The sequence below is a fragment of the Streptomyces olivaceoviridis genome (assembly GCF_014650115.1).
Taxonomy (GTDB): Bacteria; Actinomycetota; Actinomycetes; order Streptomycetales; family Streptomycetaceae; genus Streptomyces; species Streptomyces olivaceoviridis.
The window spans coordinates 87,918-112,663 of sequence record NZ_BMUI01000020.1 but is presented as its reverse complement, the minus strand read 5'-3'; the positions used below and the strand labels follow the sequence as shown (position 1 = coordinate 112,663).

Sequence of the window (24,746 nt, the reverse complement as noted above, 5' to 3'; positions counted from 1 at the left end):
CGCTCAACGGTCCACTCTCTCACCCGTCCCGGACGGGTCGGCGTTTTCCGGTGCGGTGTCCGGCGCAGGGTCACTCGGCTGCTCCGGGTCGTCTGCCCCGGGGGTGGAGTCGGACTCCTCCGGGAGACGGTCGCCGGGCGCTCCCGGGTTCCCGGGCTCGCCCGTGTCCTCCCCCGCCGTTCCGGGACCGTCCTCGTCGGCCTGCCGGGCGGCCGCGCGCTTGCGCTGGGTGTACATGCGGAAGCCGGCGAGCACCAGGAGCAGGACGCCGCCGCCGATGACCAGCATCACGGTGGGCGTGACCTCGGTGACCTTCACGTCGAAGCTGACGGCGTCGCCGTAGGGCTGGCCGTCCTCGGTGTACAGCTGGGCGAGGACCGTCACCCGGCCGTTGGCGTTGGCCGAGGTGGTGAACTTCACCGACTGGCTGTGCCCGCCGGAGACCTCCACGGGCTGCTCGTCGTAGGCCTTGCCGCCGATCTTCAGGCGGGTCGGCATGGTCGAGGTGAGGCGCAGCACCAGGTGACCCACGGGCTGGACGAGGTTGTTCTGGACGGTCACCGGGATCGTGGCGCTCCGCCCCGAGAGCTTGGTCTCGGACTTGTCGATCAGCTTGACCTGTTCGGTCAGGTCGTCGATCCAGGCCTCCACGCCGTCGCGATAGCTGATCGCCTCGCCGCGCCTGCCCCGCCAGGACGTGGACATCTCTCGGTTTATGGCCCGCCCGAAGGGCGTGACCACGCGGGACTGGTCGGAGAGGATCACCCGGAAGTTGTCGAGCTTGTCCTGGGTGCGGGCGATCTGGTCGAAGACCGCCCTCGGCAGTTCCTGTCGGCGCAGCGAGGAGGGGTAGGCGGACGCCGACGGGATGCGCGTGGTGGCGCCCGGGTCGGGCTTGTCCTTGGCCGCCGCGGAGAGGTCCTGTGACTGGGACCAGGTGCCGCCCTGAAGCGCCTTCAGCGCCGTCGCCATCGCCTGCGCCTGGCTCGCCGTGGGCATGCGCTGCGGGGCGACCACGATGCTGCGCTGCTTGTCCGTCTGTGCGTTCAGCGCCTGGCTCTGGGCCAGGAACCGCTGGACGGCGAGGGTGGCCGCGCCCGCCTTTGTGAGGTCGCCCTCGAACGCCGTGGACAGCCGGGTGTCGGCGACGACCGCCGTGGTGCCTCCGCCGACCGGGCGGGCGGCGGACGGCGTGTACGGCAGTCCGCCGGTCTCCTGGAGGCTGTCGCTGCGGGCGATCACCCGGTCGGCACCGGCGGAGGTCGCCACCTTCATGATCGACGGGTCAACGGCACCGTTCACCGGCCAGGCGAAGTCGGTGCTCGGTGTGACATGGAGCACGGTCTTCACGGTGATCGCGGCGACGTCGGTGGCGTCCTTGAGGTGGCTGAGCGAGCCGGTGACGCTGGTGCCGTTGTGCGCCAGCGAGGCCAGGTCCGGGTCGCCGAACGGCAGGGCGATGACCTCCTTGCCGGCCACCGCCTTCTGGAGGGCCGCCAGCCACTGCTTGGCGATCGCCTGGTGCTCCCGCGGGCCGGGCGTGCTGGTGCCGTCGGCGCCCTGGAGCCGGTAGTTGCCCGCGGCCATCGCGTCGACCGAGGCGAGCAGGTCGGGGTCGATCACCCAGGTGACGTCGAGGTCCTTGCCCAGGTCCACCATCTGGGCCAGCCGGCCGCCGGGGGCCAGCTCCTTGGCCAGCTCGTCGTCGAGGAACTCCGGCGTCTGTAGCTCGCCCGCGCCCGTCTTCGCCGTCAGGTGGGCCGTGGAGATCAGCGGCCACAGGAACGACGTCTTGGTCTTGGTGTCGGCCTCCGACTGCTGCCACGGCAGGAACGTCCGCTGGATGCCGAGCACCTGGTCCCATGCCTGGGCGGACGTCTGGCCGGACAGGGTGACGTCGAACTCGTAGACCCCGTCGTCGCCGAGGTCGAGCTTGTCCACGGGCACGGAGATCGTGAAGTGTTCGGCGACCCCGGGGGCCAGCTTGTCGAACTTCTCCTCGTACTTGTCGCCGACCTCCGTGCCGGCGCCGCCCTGCGGCTCGTCGGAGTGCCGGGCGACGGAATCGATCTCCGAGCGGCTCGTCAGCTCGGGGCCGACCCGCAGACCCACATGGGCGTTGGTGACGGCCCGCTTGCCGTTGTTCGTCACCGTGCCCGAGACGGTCACCGTGTCGCCGTCCGTGGGGGCACTGGGGCTGAGCGAGTCCAGGGAGACGGACACCGTGCCGGACGAGTCGGCCTGCGCGGGCCCGGCGGCGGGCAGCTGGAGCAGACCGGTCAGCAGTGGTGTCCCGGCGAGCAGTGTTCCGGCGCGCCGCAGCCACCGGCGGGCAGGTGAGGCACTGGTCCCCTGGAAGTCAGCCGCCTCGGCCACGCGCTCGCCCGTCCCTCGTCGTCGTCAGTGGTCGTCGGAATGTGCGTCCACGCATGGTAACGATGTGCGCTGAAGGGAAGTGCCGCGGTCTCCTCCACAAGCTCGAAGAACAACCGTGACCCGTCCCCTATATCCAGTATCGAGGGGAGAGCGGCCGTACGCCGCAAGAGCAGCGCTTGCACGGGTATGCCGGGAGCTGTCCGCACCGTCATGGGGGCGCCTCTGGTCGCGCGGGGCACGTACCCTCTTCTGTTGTGCCGAACCCGAACGAAGACACTCCCTCCGCCCTGAGCCAGGCGCAGCAGCGCGCGGTCGCCGAGCTGCTGCGGGTGGCCCCGGTCGCCGACGACCTCGCCCGCCGATTCCAGGAAGCGGGCTTCTCGCTCGCCCTGGTCGGCGGATCGGTCCGCGACGCGTTGCTCGGCCGGCTCGGCAACGACCTGGACTTCACCACCGACGCCCGTCCCGAGGACGTACTGAAGATCGTCCGGCCCTGGGCGGACGCCGTCTGGGAGGTGGGCATCGCCTTCGGCACGGTCGGCGCGCACAAGGGCGGCTACCAGATCGAGATCACCACCTACCGGTCCGAGGCCTACGACCGCGCCTCGCGCAAGCCGGAGGTGTCGTACGGCGACTCCATTGAGGAGGATCTGGTCCGCCGCGACTTCACGGTCAACGCGATGGCCGTGGCGCTGCCGGCGAAGGAGTTCATCGACCCGCACGGCGGACTGGAGGATCTCGCGGCGCGTGTCCTGCGGACGCCGGGTACGCCCGAGGAGTCGTTCTCGGACGATCCCCTGCGCATGATGCGGGCCGCCCGGTTCGCCGCCCAGCTGGACTTCGAGGTCGCCCCCGAGGTCGTCACCGCCATGACGGAGATGGCCGGTCGGATCGAGATCGTCTCGGCCGAGCGGGTCCGGGACGAACTGAACAAGCTGATCCTCTCCGCGCACCCGCGCAAGGGGCTGAGCCTGCTCGTCGACACCGGGCTCGCCGGGCATGTCCTGCCCGAGCTGCCGGCATTGCGGCTGGAGAGGGACGAGCATCACCGGCACAAGGACGTCTACGAGCACACGCTGATCGTCCTGGAGCAGGCGATCGCACTGGAGGAGGACGGCCCGGACCTCACCCTCCGTCTGGCCGCGCTGCTGCACGACATCGGCAAGCCACGTACCCGCCGCTTCGAGCAGGACGGCCGGGTCTCCTTCCACCACCACGAGGTGGTCGGCGCCAAGATGACCAAGAAGCGCATGACCGCCTTGAAGTACTCCAACGAGCTGGTGAAGGACGTCTCACGGCTGGTCGAACTCCACCTGCGCTTCCACGGCTACGGAACCGGGGAGTGGACGGACTCGGCTGTCCGCCGGTACGTCCGTGACGCGGGCCCGCTGCTGGACCGCCTGCACAAGCTGACCCGTTCCGACTGCACCACGCGCAACAAGCGCAAGGCGGTGGCACTGTCCCGGGCCTACGACGGCCTGGAGGAGCGCATCGCCCAGCTTCAGGAGCAGGAGGAGCTCGACGCGATCCGTCCCGACCTCGACGGCAACCAGATCATGGAGATCCTGGGTATCGGTCCCGGCCCGGCCGTCGGCAAGGCGTACAAGCACATGCTGGAGCTGCGCCTGGAGAACGGCCCGATGGGGCGCGACACCGCGGTGACGGCGCTCAAGGAGTGGTGGGCCGAGCAGAGCTGAGTCGGTCCGGACGATGTTTCACGTGAAACGGTCGTCGGGACGGAGACACCGAGGGGCGATGTTTCACGTGAAACATCGCCCCTCGGTCTGTACTACCGGCGTGCGAAGCGAGCCAGCCCGGCGGCGATCACGCCGTAGATGACGGCGACGAGAGTCACCAGCACGGTCGAGCGGCCGTCCGGCGGAAGCATCAGAGCCGCCACTCCCGCGGCGCCGACGAAAGCGACGTTGAAGAGCACGTCGTACACGGAGAAGACCCGGCCGCGGAAGCCGTCCTCGACGCAGGACTGGACGATCGTGTCCGTGGCAATCTTTGCGCCCTGGGTGATCAGGCCGAGAACGAAGGCCGCGACCATGAGCGGACCGGTGGCGAAGGGCAGGCCCAGGGCGGGTTCCAGCACCATGGCCGCGCCCGAGCACACCATGATCCAGCGGATGGGCCCGAGCCGCCCCGCCGCCCACGGCGTCACCACGGCCGCCGCGAAGAATCCCGCGCCGGACAACGCCAGCGCCGGCCCGAGGAGCCGCAGCCCTTCCTCGGGGGTGTCGGCCAGGGCATAGCGGCAGAGCATGAGCAGCAGAACGAGGAGGGCGCCGTAACAGAAGCGCATCAGCGTCATCGCGCCCAGAGCCCAGGCCGCTTCCCTGCGCCTCGGCGCGGCCAGGTGCCCCATGGCCGCCAGCAGCTCGCGTGCCGTCGTGGCGAGCGCCACGCCGAGACGGGGCCGGGCCGGGTGCCGGTCGGGGCCGAGCAGGCCGGGTGCCATGCGGAGGGACGCGAGGCTCGCGCACAGGTACAGGAAGGCGCCGAGCACCACCACCGCCGCGTCGGAGTCCGATGCCACGATCCGCACGCCGAAGGCCAGGGCTCCGCCGACCGTCGCGGCGAGGGTGCCGGCGGTCGGGGAGAGGGAGTTGGCCAGTACCAGGCGCTCGGTGTCGACGACCCGTGGCAGGGCGGCGGACAGCCCCGCGAGGACGAAGCGGTTGACGGCCGTGACGCACAGCGCGGACACGTAGAAGAGCCAGTCCGGAGCGTGGCCGAGCATCAGCGCGGCGGTGGCCGCGGCCAGCAGGGCGCGCAGCAGATTGCCGTACACGAAGACCTGCCGGCGTCGCCAGCGGTCCAGCAGGACACCGGCGAACGGTCCGACCAGTGAATAGGGGAGCAGCAGGACCGCCATCGCCGAGGCGATCGCGGTGGCCGAGGTCTGCTTCTCCGGGGAGAAGACGACGTACGCGGCGAGTGCGACCTGGTAGACGCCGTCGGCGCCCTGGGACAGGAGGCGGACGTACAGCAGGCGCCGGAAGTTTCCCAGGCGCAGCAGGACGCGCAGGTCACGGACGACGGGCATGGATCACACCCTCACACATGCGGAAGGTCCCCGGGTCGCGGGACCCGGGGACCTTCACAGCCCTGGCAGGAGCGTTCTCGTGCGAGCGGCGCCGGGCGCCTTAGCGCTCGACCTCGCCGCGGATGAACTTCTCGACGTTCTCGCGGGCCTCGTCGTCGAAGTACTGGACCGGCGGGGACTTCATGAAGTACGAGGAGGCGGACAGGATCGGGCCACCGATGCCGCGGTCCTTGGCGATCTTCGCGGCGCGCAGCGCGTCGATGATGACACCGGCGGAGTTCGGGGAGTCCCAGACCTCCAGCTTGTACTCCAGGTTCAGCGGGACGTCACCGAACGCGCGACCCTCCAGGCGGACGTAGGCCCACTTGCGGTCGTCCAGCCAGGCCACGTAGTCGGACGGGCCGATGTGGACGTTCTTCTCGCCGAGGTCCCGGTCGGGGATCTGGGAGGTGACGGCCTGCGTCTTGGAGATCTTCTTGGACTCCAGGCGCTCGCGCTCCAGCATGTTCTTGAAGTCCATGTTGCCGCCGACGTTCAGCTGCATCGTGCGGTCGAGGATGACACCGCGGTCCTCGAACAGCTTCGCCATGACGCGGTGCGTGATGGTGGCGCCGACCTGGGACTTGATGTCGTCACCGACGATCGGCACGCCGGCCTCGGTGAACTTGTCCGCCCACTCCTTGGTGCCGGCGATGAAGACCGGGAGGGCGTTGACGAAGGCGACCTTGGCGTCGATGGCGCACTGGGCGTAGAACTTCGCCGCGTCCTCGGAACCGACGGGCAGGTAGCAGACCAGGACGTCGACCTGCTTGTCCTTCAGGACCTGGACGACGTCGACCGGCTCGGCGTCCGACTCCTCGATGGTGGCGCGGTAGTACTTGCCGAGGCCGTCGAGGGTGTGGCCGCGCTGGACGGTGACACCGGTGGTGGGCACGTCGCAGATCTTGATCGTGTTGTTCTCGGAGGCGCCGATGGCGTCCGCGAGGTCAAGCCCGACCTTCTTGGCGTCGACGTCGAACGCGGCGACGAACTCGACGTCGCGGACGTGGTAGTCACCGAACTGCACGTGCATCAGGCCGGGGACCTTGGACGCCGGGTCGGCGTCCTTGTAGTACTCGACTCCCTGCACCAGCGACGCGGCGCAGTTGCCCACGCCGACGATGGCTACGCGAACCGAACCCATTCCGGTTGCTCCCTGTGTGTACGAGTGAGGCCCCGACTGGGACTCACGTGGCGGTGTCGTCGGGCGTATCCGTCCGCGGGGTGTCCCCGGGACGGGGCAGGCCGCCCGTCGATCCAGTGGTGGTGTCCTGCTGAGCGGACCCCCCGGACTCGGAACCCCTCAGGTCCCGCCCGGCCCGCTCGCTCTCGATGAGCTCGTTCAGCCAGCGCACTTCGCGCTCCACGGACTCCATCCCGTGGCGCTGGAGCTCAAGCGTGTAGTCGTCGAGGCGCTCCCGGGTGCGCGCCAGGGAGGCGCGCATCTTCTCCAGGCGCTCCTCCAGGCGGCTGCGCCGGCCCTCCAGGACGCGCATGCGCACATCGCGCGAGGTCTGCCCGAAGAAGGCGAACCGTGCGGCGAAGTGCTCGTCCTCGTACGCGTCGGGACCGGTCTGCGAGAGCAGTTCCTCGAAGTGCTCCTTGCCTTCCGCGGTCAGCCGGTAAACGATCTTGGCGCGGCGTCCGGCGAGGGGAGCGGCGAGTGCCTCGTCGTGGGTGTTCCCGGGTTCCTCGATCAGCCAGCCGTTGGCGACCAGCGTCTTGAGGCAGGGGTACAGCGTCCCGTAGCTGAACGCGCGGAACACACCCAGTGACGTGTTGAGTCGTTTGCGCAGCTCGTAGCCGTGCATCGGGGACTCCCGGAGCAGGCCGAGCACGGCGAACTCAAGAATGCCGGAGCGCCGGCTCATCGTCGCCTCCTCTCGGCCCCGCAGGACCGTCCCGCAGGTCTCGCACCGCTTGGCAGCGTCTTTATCTCGTGCTGATGTATCGACTCGATACATCAGCACGATAGAACGGCCTCCCGCACGCGACAAGAGGGGCGGTGGTGAACGGGATCACATCACCGTTTCATTGGAGGCAACTTGCCTGTTTTGGGGTGAACTTCGGAGCTCGGCGCGTTTTGGTGGTGCGTAGTCTGTGCGGCATGACACCACCGGGAACCGCGTGATGCCTGGGGAGCGTCTTCGTCCCTGGTGCAGTACGGGTGAATGCAGGACCGACCACATCCGTACTTCGGGGGGACCGGAAATCAGCCGCCGTTCCAGGCGCGCACGGGTGCGCCTGCCCGAGGAGTAATCGTTCGATGAGCGAGCACCGTCGCAAACCGCCGCAGCCGCAGGGAGGCGGACGTGCCGCGGCCCGACGCGGCCAGTCCGGCTCGTCCTCCGGCCGCCGTGCGGCACCGCGAGGCGCCACCGGGTCCCCTGCCGACTCCTATGGGTCCCGTTCCCCGGGGTCGGAGTCCACGGACCCGGGAGGTGAGGAGCGTTCCTACGGCGGCCGTGCCGAGGCCCGCCGTGCCGCGCAGAAGGGTGGCCGACGCAGAGCGGCCGACAACGCCGGCGGCCGGCGCGGCGGCCCGGGCGGCCCGACCGGTCCCGGGCGCGGCGGCGGTCGCGCGACGACCGCACCCGGCAAGAAGCGGTTCATCGACTACCCGAGGGCCGGCAAGTACGGCTGGCAACGCTGGGTGCCGTCCTGGAAGCTGGTCAGCGGGCTGTTCATCGGCTTCGTCGGCAGCCTGGTGGTGATGGTCGGCGTCGGCTACGCGATGGTCTCGATCCCGAACGAGAACGACGCGGCCAAGTCGCAGAACAACGTCTACTACTGGGCCGACGGCAGCCAGATGGTGGCGACGGGCACCGGGGTGAACCGGCAGAACGTCACCATCGACAAGATCCCCGAGGCCATGCAGTGGGCTGTGATCTCGGCGGAGAACAAGAGCTTCTACCAGGACTCAGGCGTCGACCCGATGGGTATCGCCCGAGCCCTGGGCAACATGGCCCGGGGCGGTCAGACGCAGGGTGGTTCGACGATCACCCAGCAGTTCGTGAAGAACACCTACCTGAGCCAGGAACAGACCGTCACCCGCAAGTTCAAGGAGATGTTCATCTCCATCAAGGTGGGGACGAGGCTCGACAAGAAGCAGATCCTTCAGGGCTATCTGAACACCTCGTACTACGGCCGTGGCGCCTATGGCATCCAGGCCGCCGCGCGCACCTACTACGGCAAGGACGCGCTCGACCTCAAGCCGAGTGAGTGCGCCTTCCTGGCGGCGCTGCTGAAGGGCCCGACGTACTACGACCCGGCCGGCAACGCGGACCTCGACCCTTCGGCGAACGCGAAGGACAACCGGGAGCGTTCCAAGAAGCGCTGGGCCTGGATTCTCGGCGAGATGCACAAGGACAAGCACCTCTCGGACGCCCAGTACCAGGAAGCCATCAAGGAGTACCCCAAGCCCCAGGACCGCAAGGCGACCAAGGGCATGACCGGCCAGATCAGCTACCTCGTCGACACGGCCAAGAAGTACGTCCTGAACCACTCCAAAATCACCGAGGCGCAGTTCGACCAGGGCGGGTACCAGATCTACACGACCTTCGACAAGAAGAGTGTGAACGCCCTGAGTGCCGCCGTGAAGAAGGTCCAGAAGGAGCGCCTCGACCCGAAGCACCGCGATCTGGACAAGTACGTCCAGTTCGGCGCGGCATCGGTGGTGCCGAAGGACGGTGCGATCGTCGCGCTCTACGGCGGTGACGGTTACGAGAACGGACACTTCACCAACAACGCCGACACTTCGGGTGTCCCCGTCGGCTCGACGTGGAAGCCGTTCGTCCTGGCCGCGGCGATGGAGTACGGCACCTACAAGTCCGACGGTGAGGGCATCTCGCCGCTGAGCAAGTACAACGGCAACGACAAGCTCAAGGTGAGGAACCAGGACGGAAGCTACGTCCTGAAGAAGGACGGCTCGGTCTTCTACCAGCGCAACGAGGGCCCCAAGCCCTGGGGCTACATCACGCTGCGCAAGGCCATGGAGCAGTCCATCAACACCCCGTTCGTGCAGCTCGGCATGGACGTGGGGATGTCGAAGGTCCGAGACGTCGCGAAGGCCTCCGGCATCCTCGACGCAAGCTTCGCCGACCTCAACCCGTCCTTCGCCATCGGTACCTCGACGCCGAGCGCGATCCGCATGGCCGACGCCTACGCGACGTTCGCCGGCTCCGGCCAGCACGCGGATCCGTACTCGGTGACGAGCGTCAAGAAGGACGGCCAGGAACTGCCGGGCTTCGCCAAGCCCAAGCGGACGCAGGTGATGCCGGAGAACGTGGCCCACAACGTCACGGACACCCTGGAGAACGTGATCCAGAACGGTACGGGTCAGAACGCCAAGGCCCTGGGACGTACCGCGGCCGGCAAGACCGGTACCACCGACAGCAACAAGTCGGCCTGGTTCGTCGGCTACACCCAGCAGCTGTCGACCTCGGTCGCGATGTTCCGCGAGAACCCCAAGGACCACGAACTGCTGTCCATGAACGGTACGGCGGGCGTGGACTCCATCCACGGTGGTGACATCCCGACGCAGGTGTGGACCGAGTACATGAAGGACGCGCTCAAGGGCAAGAACGACCCGGGCTTCCCAGACCCCACCGAGATCGGCAAGGTCCAGGACGAGGTGGGTGCTCCCTCCCCGACCCCGAGCGTCACCATCACGCCGAGCCCGACGCCCAGTGACACGCCGAGCCCGACGCCGAGCAAGACGACCACCTCACCGTCTCCGTCGGTGAGTGAGTCCTGCCAGCTCGGCTGGGACCCGAACTGCAACGGCAATGGCGGGGCCAACGGCAATGGCGCCGGAGGCGTGGACACAGGTGGTGTCAACGGGGGCGGAGGCGAGTCGCCGTCACCCACGGTCACGGATACGACCGGGACCGGTGACACCCGGGGCAACGGGAACGGGAACGGGAACGGGAACGGTGGCTTCTTCGGGAGCCAGACCGGCTAGCCCGGCGATCCGACCGGTTGGCGACCATATCGCCCACCAAGGGTGTTTCACGTGAAACATGGGCCGCCGCACCCAGCGGGTGCGGCGGCCCTCGGTGTTTTCCTAGCCGGGTACGGCACTATGTGTCCCATGCCCAGTGCAGAGATGACGCCCGCGAGCATGCACGAGCCCGAGTCCGTGCGATCCGCCGTGGCCGAGCCGGTGCAGCCGACCAGGGAGGACGAGGTCGCCGCCGCCGGCAGTGAGCTGATCGGCGGTCCTCTGGGGCGGCACGCCCTGCTGGGCACCTCCTGGTGGACCCCCGTGCGGATCGTGGCGCTCGTGGCTATCGGCATGTTCGCCCTCGGCCTGGTCCAGAAGGCGCCCTGCTACCACAGCGGCTGGTTCTTCGGAGCGAGCAGCCAGTACACGCACGCCTGCTACTCGGACATCCCGCACCTCTACCAGGGCCGCGGGTTCGCCGACCATCTCGTGCCGTACTTCGACAAGCTTCCCGGCGACATGGACTACCTCGAATACCCGGTGCTCACCGGCGTGTTCATGGAGGTGGCCTCCTGGCTGACCCCGCACAGCGGCAGCATCCAGCACCAGGAGCAGTGGTACTGGTTCGTCAACGCCGGGATGCTGATGGTGTGCGCCGCCGTCATCGCCGTGTGCGTGGCCCGTACCCACCGCCGGCGCCCCTGGGACGGTCTGCTGGTCGCCCTGGCGCCCGCCCTCGCGCTGACCGCGACCATCAACTGGGACCTGCTGGCCGTCGCGCTGACGGCCGCCGCGATGCTGATGTGGTCCCGGGGTCGCGCCCTCGCCTTCGGTGTCCTCCTGGGCCTCGCCACGGCCGCCAAGCTGTATCCCGTCCTGCTGCTGGGGCCGCTGCTGGTGCTGTGCTGGCGGGCGGGCAAGTGGCGCGCGTTCTTCCAGGCTGTGTGCGGCGCGGTGGTCGCCTGGCTCGTGGTGAACCTGCCCGTGATGATCACGCACGACGCGACGGGCTTCCACATCCGTGAGGGCTGGGCGAAGTTCTACACCTTCAGCAAGGAACGCGGTGTCGACTTCGGCTCCTTCTGGCTGATCTGGGCGCAGAACTCCAGCAGCCCGCCCACCACCGAGTTCGTCAACACCGCCGCCACGGTGCTCGTGGTGCTGTGCTTCCTCGGCATCGCCGCGCTGACGTTCGTCGCCCCGCGTCGGCCGCGCTTCGCCCAGCTGGCCTTCCTGATGGTGGCCGCCTTCATCCTCACCAACAAGGTCTACTCCCCGCAGTACGTCCTGTGGCTGGTGCCGCTGGTGGTCCTCGCCCGGCCCAAGTGGCGGGACTTCCTGATCTGGCAGGCGTGCGAGGTGGCGTACTTCCTGGGGATCTGGCTGTACCTCGCCTACACGACCAGCGGAGACGCCCACAAGGGCCTGCCCACGCAGGGCTACCACTGGGCGATCGTCGTGCACCTGCTGGGCACGCTGTACCTGTGCGCCGTCGTCGTACGGGACATCCTCATGCCGGAGCGGGACGTGGTGCGCCGGTCCGGTGACGACGACCCGTCGGGCGGAGTGCTCGATGGCGCGGAGGACGTGTTCGTGTTCGGCATGGGAGCCCATACGCTGCGCCACGCCGCCGACTTCGAGGGGCCTCAGGTGGACTGGGGCCGCCCGGAGACGCTGTCCCACGACGACCGTTCGCTCTGAGCGAACGCGCGCCACGCCTCCTCGGTACGCGGCAGGCGGTGCACACAGAAGGCCGTATCCGGGAGCACCGGATACGGCCTTATCGGCGTTCTGGACGGGCTCAGCGGTCCACGAGACGGTCGAACTGGGTCGTGGTGTGCCGCAGATGGGCCACCAGTTCGTCACCGACCTTCGGCTCGGGGGCGTCCGAGGGCACGAACAGGATCGACACCTGCATGTGCGGCGGCTCGGCGAACCAGCGCTGCTTGCCGCCCCAGACGAACGGGGAGAGGTTCCGGTTGACCGTGGCGAGCCCGGCCCGGGCGACGCCCTTGGCGCGCGGCATGACGCCGTGCAGGGCCTTCGGGGCCTCCAGACCCACGCCGTGCGACGTTCCGCCCGCCACGACCACCAGGAAGCCGTCCGAGGCCGCCTTCTGCTGCCGGTAGCCGAACCGGTCGCCCTTCGCCACGCGCGTGACGTCCAGGACGGCACCGCGGTACTCGGTGGCCTCATGGTCCCCCAGCCACAGCCGCGTGCCGATGCGGGCGCGGAACCGGGTCTGCGGGAACTGCTGCTGGAGCCGGGCCAGATCGTCCGCCTTGAGGTGGCTGACGAACATCGTGTGCAGCGGCAGCCGTGCCGCGCGCAGCCGGTCCATCCAGCCGATGACCTCCTCGACGGCGTCCGAGCCGTCGGTGCGGTCCAGCGGCAGGTGGATGGCGAAGCCCTCCAGCCGGACGTTCTCTATGGCCTGGTGCAGCTGGGGCAGATCCTGCTCGCTGATGCCGTGCCGCTTCATCGAGGACATCACCTCGATGACGACACGGGCACCCACGAGGCCGTACACGCCGTCGATCGACGACACCGAGCGGACGACCCGGTCGGGCAGCGGCACGGGCTCCTCGCCACGCCGGTACGGCGTGAGCACCAGCAGGTCACCGCTGAAGAAGTCCTTGATGCGCGCGGCCTCGTAGGTCGTGCCGACGGCGAGCAGGTCGGCACCGAGCCGGGTGGCCTCCTCCGACAGCCGTTCGTGCCCGAAGCCGTAGCCGTTGCCCTTGCAGACCGGGACGAGTCCCGGGAACTGCTCCTGCACGTGCTTGTGGTGCGCCCGCCAGCGCGCGGTGTCGACGTAGAGCGTGAGCGCCATGGCCGGACCCGGAACCTTTCTCGTAGCTGCGGTGGATCAGAGGTGTGAGAGCTGCGAAGGCTATGGAATCAAACGCCCGCGCGGCTCAGCGTCGCGACATGTAGATGTCGAGCGCCTTGTGGAGCAGCTTGTTCAGCGGGAAGTCCCACTCGCCGAGGTACTCGGCGGCCTGGCCGCCGGTGCCGACCTTGAACTGGATGAGGCCGAAGAGGTGGTCGGTCTCGTCCAGCGAGTCGGAGATGCCGCGCAGGTCGTAGACGGTGGCGCCGAGCGCGTAGGCGTCGCGCAGCATCCGCCACTGCATGGCGTTGGACGGCCGGACCTCGCGGCCGATGTTGTCGGAGGCGCCGTAGGAGTACCAGACGTGCCCGCCGACGATCAGCATCGTCGCGGCCGAGAGGTTCACCCCGTTGTGGCGGGCGAAGTACAGCCGCATGCGGTTCGGGTCCTCGGTGTTGAGGGCCGTCCACATGCGCTGGAAGTACGACAGCGGGCGGGGCCGGAAGTGGTCGCGGACGGCCGTGATCTCGTACAGCCGCTGCCACTCGGGCAGGTCCTGGTAGCCGCCCTGGACGACCTCGACGCCGGCCTTCTCGGCCTTCTTGATGTTGCGGCGCCACAGCTGGTTGAAGTTCTTGTGGACCTCTTCCAGGGAGCGGTTCGCCAGCGGCACCTGGTAGACGTAGCGGGGCTGCACGTCGCCGAAGCCGGCGCCGCCGTCCTCACCCTGCTGCCAGCCCATGCGGCGCAGCTTGTCGGCCACCTCGAAGGCGCGCGGCTCGATGAAGTCGGCCTCCAGGTCGCGCAGACGCTTGACGTCCGGGTCCTGGATGCCCCTCTTGATGGTGTCTGCGTTCCAGCGGCGGATGATCACCGGCGGGCCCATCTTCACGGAGAAGGCGCCCTGCTGCTTCAGATGCGCCAGCATCGGCTGGATCCAGTCGTCCAGGTTCGGCGCGTACCAGTTGATGACCGGGCCCTCGGGCAGATAGGCGAGGTAGCGCTTGATCTTGGGCAGCTGGCGGTAGAGGACCAGGCCCGCGCCGACCATCTGGCCGCTTTTGTCGAACCAGCCCAGGTTCTCCGAGCGCCACTCCGCCTTCACATCTGCCCAGGCCGGGACCTGCATGTGGCTCGCCGCCGGCAGGCTCTGGATGAAGGCCAGATGCTGCTCGCGACTGATGGTCCTCAGGGTCAGGCTCATTCGGGGCGCTCCTCGGGCTGGTGTGTCCCCATGGGTACAGGGGCTCCGGCTCTCGCGCCGAAGCCTACTGCGCCTTGCGAGCGCCCCGACTGGGCGTACGGGGCTTTGAGCCTGGTGAAGTCAGCTGATGATCCCGCCGAACAGGCCGCCGTGGGCCATGCCGATCAGGAAACCGACTCCGGCGGCGCCGAGACCCAGGATCAGGCCGAACCGCTGCCGCGTGGTCACCGAGATCCACTGTCCGTACACGCCCGTGGCCAGTGCCACCAGGCCTGCCCACGAGGTCAACAGGTGAAGGCTGTGGAAGAAGGACGTGATGAAGGACAGCAGGCCGAGGGCGAGCGTCACCGCCATCAGGGTGTCCTGAAGGGGATGGGGCTTGCCGTCCGTGGCGAAGAGGGAACCGGCGGTGTTGGGTCGCAATGCCTGTGCCATGGGCACCTCCTGCGGAAGGCGGCGCATCGTAGCGCCGTACACACCCGATGTGTACAGATTGTCGGGGTCGACGGCCGGATTTCAACCGGAAGCGTGTGTGCGGGTAGTCTGTACCGTCTGCACTGGTGTCTGCCCAGACCTGCCCGGGTCACACTGCCGGCTTCCCCGAAGGAACCCGATTGTCAGTGGCGGCCGATACCGTTGCGTACGCATCACAACCCTCCTGCCACGGAACGACCGTGGCCGCTGAGTCCAAAGGAGGTGGGTTCCACATGCGTCACTACGAGGTGATGGTCATCCTCGACCCCGATCTCGAGGAGCGCGCTGTCTCCCCGCTGATCGAGAACTTCCTGTCCGTCGTCCGTGACGGCGGCGGCAAGGTTGAGAAGGTCGACACCTGGGGCCGTCGTCGTCTCGCCTACGAGATCAAGAAGAAGCCCGAGGGTATCTACTCGGTCATCGACCTGCAGGCCGAGCCTGCGGTCGTCAAGGAGCTCGACCGCCAGATGAACCTGAACGAGTCGGTCCTCCGGACCAAGGTCCTCCGCCCCGAGACCCACTGAGCTTCCCCGCTCAGCTGATCTCGGGATTCGAGTAGCAGCAACAAGCAGCCAGAGCAGCAAACCCGCCGAGAGGTTCCCCCATGGCAGGCGAGACCGTCATCACGGTCATCGGCAATCTTGTCGACGACCCCGAGCTGCGCTTCACCCCGTCCGGTGCGGCGGTCGCGAAGTTCCGCGTCGCGTCCACTCCCCGCACCTTCGACCGCCAGACGAACGAGTGGAAGGACGGCGAGAGCCTCTTCCTGACCTGCTCGGTCTGGCGTCAGGCGGCGGAGAACGTCGCCGAGTCGCTCCAGCGAGGCATGCGCGTCATCGTGCAGGGCCGGCTGAAGCAGCGGTCCTACGAGGACCGTGAGGGCGTCAAGCGCACGGTCTACGAGCTGGACGTCGAGGAAGTCGGCCCCAGCCTGCGCAACGCCACGGCCAAGGTCACCAAGACCGCCGGTGGCGCTCGCGGTGGCCAGGGCGGTTACGGCGGCGGTGGCGGCCAGGGTGGCGGCGGCTGGGGCGGTGGCCCCGGTGGCGGCCAGCAGGGCGGCGGCGCTCCGGCCGACGACCCGTGGGCGACCGGCGCTCCCGCCGGTGGCAACCAGGGTGGCGGCGGCTGGGGCGGCGGCTCCGGCGGCGGTGGCGGCTACTCGGACGAGCCCCCCTTCTAAGCCTTCGGGCCAGGCCTTCCGGGCCGGTCCGGGTCGAGGGCGGGTCGTATCCCAACTTCTTGATCACACAGGAGAAACACCATGGCGAAGCCGCCTGTGCGCAAGCCGAAGAAGAAGGTCTGCGCTTTCTGCAAGGACAAGGTCACGTACGTGGACTACAAGGACACGAACATGCTGCGGAAGTTCATTTCCGACCGCGGCAAGATCCGTGCCCGTCGCGTGACCGGCAACTGCACGCAGCACCAGCGTGACGTCGCCACGGCCGTCAAGAACAGCCGTGAGATGGCGCTGCTGCCCTACACGTCCACCGCGCGATAAGGGAAGGGTGACCGACTCATGAAGATCATCCTCACTCACGAGGTCACCGGCCTCGGTGCCGCGGGCGACGTCGTCGACGTCAAGGACGGTTACGCTCGCAACTACCTGATCCCGCGGAAGTTCGCTATCCGCTGGACCAAGGGTGGCGAGAAGGACGTCGAGCAGATCCGTCGTGCTCGCAAGATCCACGAGATCCAGACCATCGAGCAGGCCAACCAGGTCAAGGCCCAGCTTGAGGGCGTGAAGGTCCGTCTGGCCGTCCGCTCCGGCGACGCCGGCCGTCTCTTCGGTTCCGTCACCCCGGCCGACATCGCGTCCGCGATCAAGGCTTCCGGTGGCCCCGAGGTCGACAAGCGCCGCATCGAGCTGTCCGCTCCGATCAAGACCCTGGGCGCCCACGAGACGTCCGTGCGTCTGCACCCCGAGGTTGCCGCCAAGGTCAACGTCGAGGTCGTCGCGGCCTGATCGCCGCGTGATCGCCGTGCTCGCTTGAGCCGGTGAAAGGGGCCGCACCCTTCATTGGGCGCGGCCCCTTTCCCATGTCCAGGGGTTCTCCAGACCGAGCTTCCATGACCGGGCTACCGTCACCAGGACGTCGGCATGTTTCACGTGAAACGGTCAGCGGGTCGCGCCCGTCACGACCCAGCGGCCCGAGCGGGTCCGCAGCCACAGGGTCAGCATCCGGACCGCCATCATCAACGTCATCGCGGCCCAAAGGGCGGTGAGTCCGCCGCCGAACGTCGGAACGAGCAGGGCCGCAGGAGCGAACACCAACAGGGTGACGACCATGGCCCAGGCCAGATACGGGCCGTCCCCCGCGCCCATGAGGACCCCGTCGAGGACGAAGACGATGCCGCAGATGGGCTGCGACAGCGCCACGAGCAGCAGGGCCGGCAGAGCGGCGTCCTTCACCAGGGAGTCGCTGGTGAACAGTGGCAGGAAGAGCGGTCGTGCGGCCACCACGAGGAGGCCCAGCACGACTCCGGTCGCGACACCCCAGTGGACCATACGGCGGCAGGCTTCACGGGCTCCCTGGGCGTCGTCCGCTCCGAGGTAGCGGCCGATGATGGCCTGTCCCGCGATCGCTATCGCGTCGAGCGCGAAGGACAACAGGCTCCACAGGGACAGGACGATCTGGTGCCCGGCGATGTCGGCGTCGCCGAGACGGGCCGCGACCGCTGTGGCGATCATGAGGATCGCCCGCAGGGACAGCGTGCGGACCAGCAGGGGGACGCCGGCCTGAGCCGAGGCCCGGATGCCGGCGGCATCCGGCCGGAGACAGGCGCCGTGCCGACGGGCCCCACGGACGACGACGGTCAGGTAGACGGCCGCCATGCCGCACTGTGCGATGACCGTGCCCCAGGCCGAACCGGCGATACCGAGCCCGGCACCGTAGACGAGCCCCGCGTTGAGCGAGGCGTTGGCGACGAATCCAGCGACGGCTACGTACAGCGGGGTCCTGGTGTCCTGGAGGCCGCGCAGCACCCCGGTCGCGGCCAGGACGATGAGCATGGCCGGGATGCCCAGTGCGGAGACGCGCAGATAGGTGATGGCGTAGGGGGCCGCGGTCGGGGAGGCGCCGAAGAGGTCCACGATGCCGGGTGCGAGGGGCAGGACGACGGCGATGACGGCGATGCCGAGCAACAGCGCCAGCCAGATGCCGTCCATGCCCTGACGGATGGCTGCCGGAAGATCGCCGGCGCCGACGCGGCGGGACACGCCGGCCGTGGTGGCGTAGGCGAGGAAGACGAAGACACTCACGGCGGTGGTGAGGAGCGCCGAGGCGACGGCGAGACCGGCGAGCTGAGCGGTCCCGAGATGGCCGACGATCGCGCTGTCCGCCATGACGAAGAGAGGCTCGGCGACGAGGGCGCCGAAGGCCGGGACGGCCAGCGCGACGATTTCTCGGTCGTGCCGACGCAGGGTGGCCTTGGGGATCTCTGGAGCCTGTGTCATGAGCATCAATGTAACCGTCCACAGGTAAGAGATGCAAGCGGCTAGTGGTCCTTACTATTGATCGCGAGCCGTGTCCTTTCGGGTGCCGTTCGAAGCGATCTTGGCCCGACTGGGGAAGTTTTTTCTCTGCACAGCCAGTGGATCATAAATATGCAGGTCAGAGGCTTGGTCTTGAGGGGAGCGAGGGCTTGTTCACAGGGCTTTCCACCGGGTCGTGCACAGGTTTCGGCGAGTTCTCCACAGCATCCGGGCCGTCGTCCACATGGCCTGTGGATAACCAGATTGGCTGACGGTGCCGACGGGCCTACGGTGGTCCGGCGCCCGCTCCCTCGCCGGCCCCCGAAGACGTCCTTCTTCGGGCCGGGGAACCGTCACAAACCCGACGCGCGAGAACCGGAGTTGGGCGTCTTGTTTGTCAGTGCCGTGCCGTACAAAAGAGGACACGGCGAGGTCCGCCGTGCGGACGGGAGGAGGTGGCTCGGTGAGCATTTCCGAGCCCTTGGACGATCCATGGGCCGACAGCGGGCCCAGTGATCGTCTGCCGGCCTCCCGCCGGCGCGGTGATGTCGGCCGGGGTCGTGACGAGCAGCACGACCGGGGCCGGGAGAACGGCGCCTGGGACGGCGGGGGTTCGTCCTTCGAGCGGGTGCCGCCACAGGATCTGGACGCCGAGCAGTCCGTGCTGGGCGGCATGCTGCTGTCCAAGGACGCCATCGCCGATGTCGTCGAGATCCTCAAGGGCCACGACTTCTACAAGCCCGCGCACGAGACGATCTACCAGGCCATCCTGGACGTCTACGCCAAGGGCGAGCCGGCCGACCCGATCACCATCGCCGCCGAACTCACCAAGCGTGGCGAGATCAACAAGGTCGGCGGCGCCGCGTATCTGCACAGCCTCGTCCAGACCGTGCCGACGGCCGCCAACGCCGAGTACTACGCGGAGATCGTCCATGAGCGGGCCGTCCTGCGCCGCCTGGTCGAGGCCGGTACGCGCATCACGCAGATGGGATACGCGGCCGACGGAGACGTGGACGAGATCGTCAACCGCGCCCAGGCCGAGATCTACGCCGTCACCGAGCAGCGCACCAGCGAGGACTACCTCCCGCTCGGCGACATCATGGAAGGCGCCCTCGACGAGATCGAGGCGATCGGCTCGCGCAGCGGCGAGATGACAGGTGTGCCCACAGGCTTCACGGACTTCGACTCGCTGACGAACGGCCTCCACCCGGGCCAGATGATCGTCATCGCGGCCCGTCCCGCCATGGGTAAGTCGACCCTCGCCCTGGACTTCGCGCGGGCCGCCTCCATCAAGCACAATCTCCCGAGCGTCATCTTCTCGCTCGAAATGGGCCGCAACGAGATCGCGATGCGCCTGCTGTCCGCCGAGGCCCGAGTCGCCCTGCACCACATGCGGTCCGGCACGATGACCGACGAGGACTGGACGCGGCTCGCCCGCCGCATGCCGGACGTGTCGGCCGCGCCGCTGTACATCGACGACTCCCCGAACCTGTCGATGATGGAGATCCGCGCCAAGTGCCGGCGCCTGAAGCAGCGCAACGACCTGAAGCTGGTCGTCATCGACTACCTCCAGCTGATGCAGTCCGGTGGCTCCAAGCGCGCCGAGAGCCGTCAGCAGGAGGTCTCGGACATGTCCCGTAACCTCAAGCTCCTCGCGAAGGAGCTGGAGATCCCGGTCATCGCGCTCTCGCAGCTCAACCGTGGTCCCGAGCAGCGCACGGACAAGAAGCCGATGGTCTCCGACCTGCGTGAGTCCGGCTCCATCGAGCAGGACGCCGACATGGTCATCCTGCTGCACCGTGAGGACGCGTACGAGAAGGAGTCGCCGCGCGCGGGCGAGGCGGACCTGATCGTCGCCAAGCACCGAAACGGCCCGACGGCGACCATCACGGTCGCCTTCCAGGGCCACTACTCGCGCTTCGTGGACATGGCCCAGACCTGATCCACCGGGCACATCCGCGGTGACGGGCGGGGGTGTCGGCGGGCCCGGCCCGGGGGCGCGCGGCAAATGCATTCGACGCCCGCCGCCGTACCAGGTGGACTGGGCCCATGACGAGAACTCAGGAAGCGCTGCTCCCCGCCACCCGCCGGGCCTTGCTCCACCGGATCGCTGTCGCGCAGGCCGATGGACGGGCTCCGTCACTGGTCGCCGCCGTGGTGCGGGACGGGCAGGCCGTGTGGCACGGGGCGCGGACCTCGGTGGACGGGCACGGACCGGACGAGACCGTGCAGTACCGGATCGGATCCATCACCAAGACCTTCACCGCCGTACTGGTGATGCGGCTGCGGGACGAGGGCGTCCTCGATCTCGGTGACCCGCTGGAGAAGCATCTGCCGGGCACCGGCGCCGGGGAGTCGACGATCGCGGAACTGCTCGCGCACACCGCCGGGTTGGCGGCCGAATCGCCCGCGCCCTGGTGGGAGCGGACGCCCGGCTCCCTGCGGCCCGCACTGAGCGATGTGCTCGGGGAACAGCCCCTCCTGCATCCCGTCGGCCGACGGCACCACTACTCCAACCCCGGCTACACGGTTCTCGGGGCCCTGGTGGAAGAGCTGCGCGGCGCGCCCTGGGAGGAGGTGCTGCGCGCGGAGATCCTGGAGCCGCTGGGCCTGCACCGGACGAGCTCGCAGCCGGAGCACCCGCACGCGGGCGGATGGGCGGTGCACCCGTGGGCCGACGCGATGCTCCCCGAGCCGACGGAGGACCTGGGCCGGATGGCACCGGCCGGGCAGCTCTGGTCGACCACCGGGGACCTGGCGCGGTTCGCGGCGTTTCTGGCCGGCGGAGACGAGCGGGTCCTGAGTGCGGAGTCCGTCCGGGAGATGCGCACCCCGGCGGCGCCCGCCGAGGCCGCGGATGTGGTGGACGGGGACACGTACGGCCTGGGCATGCAGATCCAGTGCCGTGACGGCCGGCTGCTCGTCGGGCACTCCGGTTCCCTGCCGGGTTTTCTGGCCAACCTCACGATCAGCGTGGAGGACGACGTGGCCGCGGTGGTGCTCGCCAACTGCACCAGTGGTCCGCCGCTGGGTGCCGTGGGAGCGGATCTCGTCCGGATCGTCGCGGAGGCGGAGCCGCGCATCCCCGAGCCCTGGCGACCGCTGAGGGAGGTCGACCCGGCCGTGTTGGGGCTCGTGGGGCAGTGGTACTGGGGCACCCACGCCTTCGGCCTGCGTGCGACCGCCGACGGCCTGCTCGCGCTGGCGCCCCTGGCGGGTGGTGGACGGAAAGCCCGCTTCCGCGCGAACGGCGACGGCACCTGGACGGGGCTGGAGGGCTACTACGCCGGTGAGCTGCTGCGTCCCGAGCGGCGCCCGGACGGGTCGGTGAGCCACCTGGATCTCGGCTCATTCGTGTTCACCCGGCAGCCGTACGCCCCCGAGGCCCCGGTGCCCGGTGGCGTGGATCCGGAGGGATGGCGGGGCATCGGCTAGCCCGGATAGGCACAGGGGGTGTGTTTCACGTGGAACACACCCCCTGTTCCGTTCTTCGGGCCGCCGTCAAAGGCGCAGCTTGAAGCCCTCGTGTGAGGCGGTGAAGCCCAGCCTCTCGTAGAAACGGTGAGCATCGGTCCGCGTCTTGTCGGACGTGAGCTGCACCATCCGGCAGTCGAGTCGTCGGGACGTGTCGATCGCCCACTCGATCAGCCGGCCGCCCAGCCCGCTGCCCCGCTCGTCGGCGTGGATGCGTACGGCCTCGATGAGCGCACGAGTGGCCCCCTTGTGCGAGAGCCCTGGGATGATCGTCAGCTGGAGAGTCCCGATCACACGGCCGTCGCGTACGGCGACGACGACGTGCTGGTTGGGGTCGGCGGCAAGGCGTTCCAGCGCGCTCCGGTACGGCGTGAGATCGCCGGGTGACTCGCGCTGGGCCCCGAGCGGGTCGTCGGCGAGCATCGCCACGATCGCCGGGAGGTCATCGGCGGTCGCGGCACGTACCTCAAGATCGTCCATGGGCGCACCCTACGCGGGCACGTTCAGGGACTCCACCACGCGCACCAGCGGCGCCAGTTCGGGGCTCTGAGCAGCGCTGTCCAGCGCCTCGCGCAGGGCGGCGTCATTGGTGGGCCGCGCCTCCTCCAGCAGCCGCAGGCCAGCCGGGGTGACGTTGGTGTAGATGCCGCGCCGGTCGGTGGGGCACAGGTAGCGCTCCAGCAGTCCGCGGTCCTCCAGCCGGGTCACCAGGCGGGTGGTGGCGCTCTGGCTGAGCACGACCGCGTCGGCGACCTGCTTCATCTGAAGATGCCCGCCCTCGCCTTCGTGCTGTCTGCTGAGGACGTCCAGCAGTGAGTACTCGCGGACGCTCAGGTCGTGCTTGGCCTGTAGGGCGCGCTCGATGTGCGCCTCGATCCGTCCATGCAGCGCAGAAAGGGCGCACCAGCCCTGTGCGAGGGCGGTGAGCGCGGGGTCCGTCGCTGTCATTGGCGTTTTCCTCCGTCCCGGAATGGCTGCATCACAAGAGTAGAGCACCGCCGCAATAGACGTCGCTTGCATTTAGCCCGCGTCTGCAATTATTGTGATGGAACGCAACGCGCTCCTGCAATCGTCTGGGAAGGTGTACCCCCTCATGCCTCTCGCGCTTCTGGCCCTCGCGATCGGGGCCTTCGGAATCGGAACGACCGAGTTCGTGATCATGGGCTTGCTGCCCGAGGTCGCGAGTGACTTCGGGGTCTCCATCCCCACGGCGGGCCTGCTCGTGACCGGCTACGCGCTCGGCGTGGTCATCGGCGCCCCGCTGATGACCGTGCTCGGCACCAAGGTCCCGCGCAAGCGGATGCTGATGCTGCTCATGGGCCTGTTCATCGCCGGGAACCTGCTCTCGGCCGTCGCCCCGGCCTTCGCGGTCATGCTGATCGGACGAGTGGTCGCCTCGCTCGCCCACGGTGCCTTCTTCGGCATCGGCTCGGTCGTCGCCGCCGAGCTGGTCGCACCCCACAAGAAGGCCGGCGCCATCGCCATGATGTTCACCGGTCTGACCATCGCCAACGTCGTCGGCGTCCCGCTGGGCACGTTCATCGGGCAGAGCGCCGGCTGGCGCGTCACCTTCGGCATCGTCGCAGCCCTCGGCGTCGTCGGGCTCGCCGGTATCGCCAAGCTCGTTCCCGAGCTGCCGCGGCCTGAGGGCGTACACCTGCGCCACGAGCTGGCCGCCTTCAAGAACGCCCAGGTCCTGCTGGCCATGGCGATGACCGTCCTCGGCTTCGGCGGTGTCTTCGCGGCCATCACCTACATCGCCCCGATGATGACCCACGTCGCCGGTTTCGCCGACGGATCGGTCACCTGGCTGCTGGTCCTGTTCGGCCTCGGCATGGTGGCCGGCAACCTCTTCGGCGGCAAGTTCGCCGACCGTGCCCTGATGCCGATGCTGTACGTCTCCCTGGGGGCACTGGCCGTCGTCCTGGCGCTCTTCACACTGACCGCCCACAACAAGATCGCGGCGGGGGTGACCATCGCCCTGATCGGCGCCCTCGGCTTCGCCACCGTGCCGCCGCTGCAGAAGCGCGTCCTCGACCAGGCACACGGCGCTCCGACGCTCGCCTCGGCCGTCAACATCGGCGCCTTCAACCTGGGCAACGCCCTGTCCGCCTGGCTCGGCGGCCTCGTGATCGCGGCCGGCTTCGGTTACACGTCCCCCAACTGGGTCGGTGCCGCCCTCGCCGCCGCCGCGCTGGTCCTCGCCTTCCTCTCGGCGGCCCTGGAGCGCCGTGACGGCGCCCACGGGACCGCGACCGCCTCCGGCACACCGGCGGAGCAGCGGACGCCCGTCCACCACTGAGCGCCCGCACCCCGGACGCCTCACACCGTCAGACCTCCGTACCGGGGCTCTCCCGGTACGGCAAGCACCCACCACAGCACCACCCGAGGAGACATCTCCATGACCACCACCGCCGTCGCCCCGCTCACCATCGAGGACGCCGAGCTGCTGGTCGCCACCGCCCGCCGGGCGGCCGAGGACGCCGGAGTCGCCGTCAGCATCACCGTCCTGGACGCCGGCGGCCACCTGCTCGCCTTCCGCCGGGACGACCGCGCCGTGCTGATCTCCGGCGAGACCAGCACCCGCAAGGCCTACACGGCTCTCCAGCTGAACACGCCCACCGCCGACCTCGTCGACGCCGTCCAGCCCGGCGGCCTCTTCCACACCCTGCCCACGGCGCTCGACCGGCCCCTGCTGTTCATCGCGGGCGGTATCCCGGTCCACCGCGACGGCCGGCTGGTCGGCGCGATCGGTGTCGGCGGCGGTGCTCCGGACCAGGACCACGGCTTCGCCACCGCGGCCGTGCAGGCGCTCGTCTGAACCACAGCAACAGCCCGGCCCGTATGACACCGGCCCCGCCGCTTCGAGCGGCG

General features: G+C 68.9%; 21 protein-coding genes. 11 read left to right on the top strand and 10 right to left on the bottom strand.

Translation table 11 applies throughout. The features are described 5' to 3' along the window. Window positions 1-3 precede the first annotated feature (3 nt). The gene (locus tag IE273_RS30955; protein WP_189818470.1) at window positions 4-2,376 is read right to left on the bottom strand and encodes a DUF6049 family protein; all 2,373 of its coding nucleotides are present in this window, start codon (window positions 2,374-2,376) and stop codon (window positions 4-6) included. Window positions 2,377-2,630: 254 nt separating this feature from the next. Here IE273_RS30955 and IE273_RS30950 point away from each other — a divergent pair, with 254 nt between their 5' ends. Next, window positions 2,631-4,073 (top strand): CCA tRNA nucleotidyltransferase, encoded by a 1,443-nt coding sequence (locus IE273_RS30950; RefSeq protein ID WP_189818469.1) that lies wholly within the window; start codon window positions 2,631-2,633, stop codon window positions 4,071-4,073. Between the two features lie 92 nt (window positions 4,074-4,165). On the opposite strand, the gene IE273_RS30945 is transcribed toward IE273_RS30950, so the two are convergent. The 3 genes from IE273_RS30945 to IE273_RS30935 all read right to left on the bottom strand — a co-directional run bounded on the left by IE273_RS30945 (window position 4,166) and on the right by IE273_RS30935 (window position 7,338). Then, entirely contained in the window at window positions 4,166-5,428 is a 1,263-nt protein-coding gene (locus IE273_RS30945; protein WP_189818468.1) for an MFS transporter, read from the bottom strand. Window positions 5,429-5,528: 100 nt separating this feature from the next. Next, window positions 5,529-6,611 (bottom strand): inositol-3-phosphate synthase, encoded by a 1,083-nt coding sequence (locus tag IE273_RS30940; protein WP_014673757.1) that lies wholly within the window; start codon window positions 6,609-6,611, stop codon window positions 5,529-5,531. Between the two features lie 43 nt (window positions 6,612-6,654). Next, complete coding sequence (locus IE273_RS30935) at window positions 6,655-7,338, bottom strand: PadR family transcriptional regulator (RefSeq protein ID WP_189818467.1); 684 nt, start codon at window positions 7,336-7,338, stop codon at window positions 6,655-6,657. 395 nt (window positions 7,339-7,733) lie between these two features. On the opposite strand from IE273_RS30935, the gene IE273_RS30930 reads away from it, so the two are divergent. Next, window positions 7,734-10,430, top strand: coding sequence for a transglycosylase domain-containing protein (locus IE273_RS30930; RefSeq protein WP_373309417.1), 2,697 nt, complete (start codon window positions 7,734-7,736; stop codon window positions 10,428-10,430). A gap of 129 nt (window positions 10,431-10,559) precedes the next feature. Next, window positions 10,560-12,113 (top strand): glycosyltransferase family 87 protein, encoded by a 1,554-nt coding sequence (locus IE273_RS30925; RefSeq protein WP_189818466.1) that lies wholly within the window; start codon window positions 10,560-10,562, stop codon window positions 12,111-12,113. Window positions 12,114-12,213: 100 nt separating this feature from the next. Here IE273_RS30925 and IE273_RS30920 read toward each other — a convergent pair whose 3' ends face one another. The 3 genes from IE273_RS30920 to IE273_RS30910 form a co-directional block, all read right to left on the bottom strand. After that, a complete protein-coding gene (locus tag IE273_RS30920) occupies window positions 12,214-13,245 on the bottom strand; it encodes an alanine racemase (RefSeq protein WP_014673753.1) in 1,032 nt (343 codons plus the stop codon). A gap of 85 nt (window positions 13,246-13,330) precedes the next feature. Continuing rightward, window positions 13,331-14,449 carry a lipid II:glycine glycyltransferase FemX gene (locus IE273_RS30915; protein WP_189818465.1) on the bottom strand — a complete coding sequence of 373 codons (1,119 nt, stop codon included), beginning with the start codon at window positions 14,447-14,449 and terminating at the stop codon, window positions 13,331-13,333. 120 nt (window positions 14,450-14,569) lie between these two features. Further along, window positions 14,570-14,884, bottom strand: coding sequence for a hypothetical protein (locus tag IE273_RS30910; RefSeq protein ID WP_189818464.1), 315 nt, complete (start codon window positions 14,882-14,884; stop codon window positions 14,570-14,572). A 272-nt stretch (window positions 14,885-15,156) separates the two neighbouring features. On the opposite strand from IE273_RS30910, the gene rpsF reads away from it, so the two are divergent. The 4 genes from rpsF (at window position 15,157) to rplI (ending at window position 16,889) form a co-directional block, all read left to right on the top strand. Continuing rightward, the gene (gene rpsF / locus IE273_RS30905; RefSeq protein WP_014673750.1) at window positions 15,157-15,447 is read left to right on the top strand and encodes a 30S ribosomal protein S6; all 291 of its coding nucleotides are present in this window, start codon (window positions 15,157-15,159) and stop codon (window positions 15,445-15,447) included. A gap of 80 nt (window positions 15,448-15,527) precedes the next feature. Continuing rightward, window positions 15,528-16,106, top strand: a complete 579-nt coding sequence (locus IE273_RS30900) for a single-stranded DNA-binding protein (protein WP_014673749.1) — start codon at window positions 15,528-15,530, stop codon at window positions 16,104-16,106. Window positions 16,107-16,187: 81 nt separating this feature from the next. Continuing rightward, a complete protein-coding gene (gene rpsR, locus IE273_RS30895) occupies window positions 16,188-16,424 on the top strand; it encodes a 30S ribosomal protein S18 (protein WP_003949403.1) in 237 nt (78 codons plus the stop codon). Between the two features lie 18 nt (window positions 16,425-16,442). After that, window positions 16,443-16,889 carry a 50S ribosomal protein L9 gene (gene rplI / locus IE273_RS30890; RefSeq protein WP_189818463.1) on the top strand — a complete coding sequence of 149 codons (447 nt, stop codon included), beginning with the start codon at window positions 16,443-16,445 and terminating at the stop codon, window positions 16,887-16,889. A gap of 153 nt (window positions 16,890-17,042) precedes the next feature. Here rplI and IE273_RS30885 read toward each other — a convergent pair whose 3' ends face one another. Then, on the bottom strand, window positions 17,043-18,380 hold the full coding sequence (locus IE273_RS30885; protein ID WP_189818462.1) for an MATE family efflux transporter: 1,338 nt from the start codon (window positions 18,378-18,380) through the stop codon (window positions 17,043-17,045). Window positions 18,381-18,861: 481 nt separating this feature from the next. On the opposite strand from IE273_RS30885, the gene dnaB reads away from it, so the two are divergent. Both dnaB and IE273_RS30875 read left to right on the top strand, forming a co-directional pair. After that, complete coding sequence (gene dnaB / locus IE273_RS30880; protein ID WP_014673746.1) at window positions 18,862-20,340, top strand: replicative DNA helicase; 1,479 nt, start codon at window positions 18,862-18,864, stop codon at window positions 20,338-20,340. A 107-nt stretch (window positions 20,341-20,447) separates the two neighbouring features. After that, window positions 20,448-21,833: a serine hydrolase domain-containing protein gene (locus IE273_RS30875; RefSeq protein ID WP_189818461.1), complete on the top strand. Its 1,386-nt coding sequence runs from the start codon at window positions 20,448-20,450 to the stop codon at window positions 21,831-21,833. Between the two features lie 66 nt (window positions 21,834-21,899). Here IE273_RS30875 and IE273_RS30870 read toward each other — a convergent pair whose 3' ends face one another. Then, on the bottom strand, window positions 21,900-22,352 hold the full coding sequence (locus tag IE273_RS30870; RefSeq protein WP_189818460.1) for a GNAT family N-acetyltransferase: 453 nt from the start codon (window positions 22,350-22,352) through the stop codon (window positions 21,900-21,902). 9 nt (window positions 22,353-22,361) lie between these two features. Next, complete coding sequence (locus IE273_RS30865) at window positions 22,362-22,820, bottom strand: MarR family winged helix-turn-helix transcriptional regulator (protein ID WP_014673743.1); 459 nt, start codon at window positions 22,818-22,820, stop codon at window positions 22,362-22,364. Between the two features lie 145 nt (window positions 22,821-22,965). Here IE273_RS30865 and IE273_RS30860 point away from each other — a divergent pair, with 145 nt between their 5' ends. After that, a complete protein-coding gene (locus tag IE273_RS30860) occupies window positions 22,966-24,174 on the top strand; it encodes an MFS transporter (RefSeq protein ID WP_189818459.1) in 1,209 nt (402 codons plus the stop codon). 99 nt (window positions 24,175-24,273) lie between these two features. Further along, the gene (locus IE273_RS30855; RefSeq protein WP_189818458.1) at window positions 24,274-24,693 is read left to right on the top strand and encodes a GlcG/HbpS family heme-binding protein; all 420 of its coding nucleotides are present in this window, start codon (window positions 24,274-24,276) and stop codon (window positions 24,691-24,693) included. The last annotated feature ends 53 nt before the right edge of the window (window positions 24,694-24,746 follow it).

Bases quoted from the DNA above. Each gene is read 5' to 3' on its own strand.
- IE273_RS30945 (WP_189818468.1), bottom strand. From the start codon at position 5,428: ATGCCCGTCGTCCGTGACCTGCGCGTCCTGCTGCGCCTGGGAAACTTC.
- IE273_RS30940 (WP_014673757.1), bottom strand. From the start codon at position 6,611: ATGGGTTCGGTTCGCGTAGCCATCGTCGGCGTGGGCAACTGCGCCGCG.
- IE273_RS30935 (WP_189818467.1), bottom strand. From the start codon at position 7,338: ATGAGCCGGCGCTCCGGCATTCTTGAGTTCGCCGTGCTCGGCCTGCTC.
- IE273_RS30930 (WP_373309417.1), top strand. From the start codon at position 7,734: ATGAGCGAGCACCGTCGCAAACCGCCGCAGCCGCAGGGAGGCGGACGT.
- IE273_RS30925 (WP_189818466.1), top strand. From the start codon at position 10,560: ATGCCCAGTGCAGAGATGACGCCCGCGAGCATGCACGAGCCCGAGTCC.
- IE273_RS30920 (WP_014673753.1), bottom strand. From the start codon at position 13,245: ATGGCGCTCACGCTCTACGTCGACACCGCGCGCTGGCGGGCGCACCAC.
- IE273_RS30915 (WP_189818465.1), bottom strand. From the start codon at position 14,449: ATGAGCCTGACCCTGAGGACCATCAGTCGCGAGCAGCATCTGGCCTTC.
- IE273_RS30910 (WP_189818464.1), bottom strand. From the start codon at position 14,884: ATGGCACAGGCATTGCGACCCAACACCGCCGGTTCCCTCTTCGCCACG.
- rpsF (WP_014673750.1), top strand. From the start codon at position 15,157: ATGCGTCACTACGAGGTGATGGTCATCCTCGACCCCGATCTCGAGGAG.
- IE273_RS30900 (WP_014673749.1), top strand. From the start codon at position 15,528: ATGGCAGGCGAGACCGTCATCACGGTCATCGGCAATCTTGTCGACGAC.
- rpsR (WP_003949403.1), top strand. From the start codon at position 16,188: ATGGCGAAGCCGCCTGTGCGCAAGCCGAAGAAGAAGGTCTGCGCTTTC.
- rplI (WP_189818463.1), top strand. From the start codon at position 16,443: ATGAAGATCATCCTCACTCACGAGGTCACCGGCCTCGGTGCCGCGGGC.
- IE273_RS30885 (WP_189818462.1), bottom strand. From the start codon at position 18,380: ATGACACAGGCTCCAGAGATCCCCAAGGCCACCCTGCGTCGGCACGAC.
- IE273_RS30875 (WP_189818461.1), top strand. From the start codon at position 20,448: ATGACGAGAACTCAGGAAGCGCTGCTCCCCGCCACCCGCCGGGCCTTG.
- IE273_RS30870 (WP_189818460.1), bottom strand. From the start codon at position 22,352: ATGGACGATCTTGAGGTACGTGCCGCGACCGCCGATGACCTCCCGGCG.
- IE273_RS30865 (WP_014673743.1), bottom strand. From the start codon at position 22,820: ATGACAGCGACGGACCCCGCGCTCACCGCCCTCGCACAGGGCTGGTGC.
- IE273_RS30860 (WP_189818459.1), top strand. From the start codon at position 22,966: ATGCCTCTCGCGCTTCTGGCCCTCGCGATCGGGGCCTTCGGAATCGGA.
- IE273_RS30855 (WP_189818458.1), top strand. From the start codon at position 24,274: ATGACCACCACCGCCGTCGCCCCGCTCACCATCGAGGACGCCGAGCTG.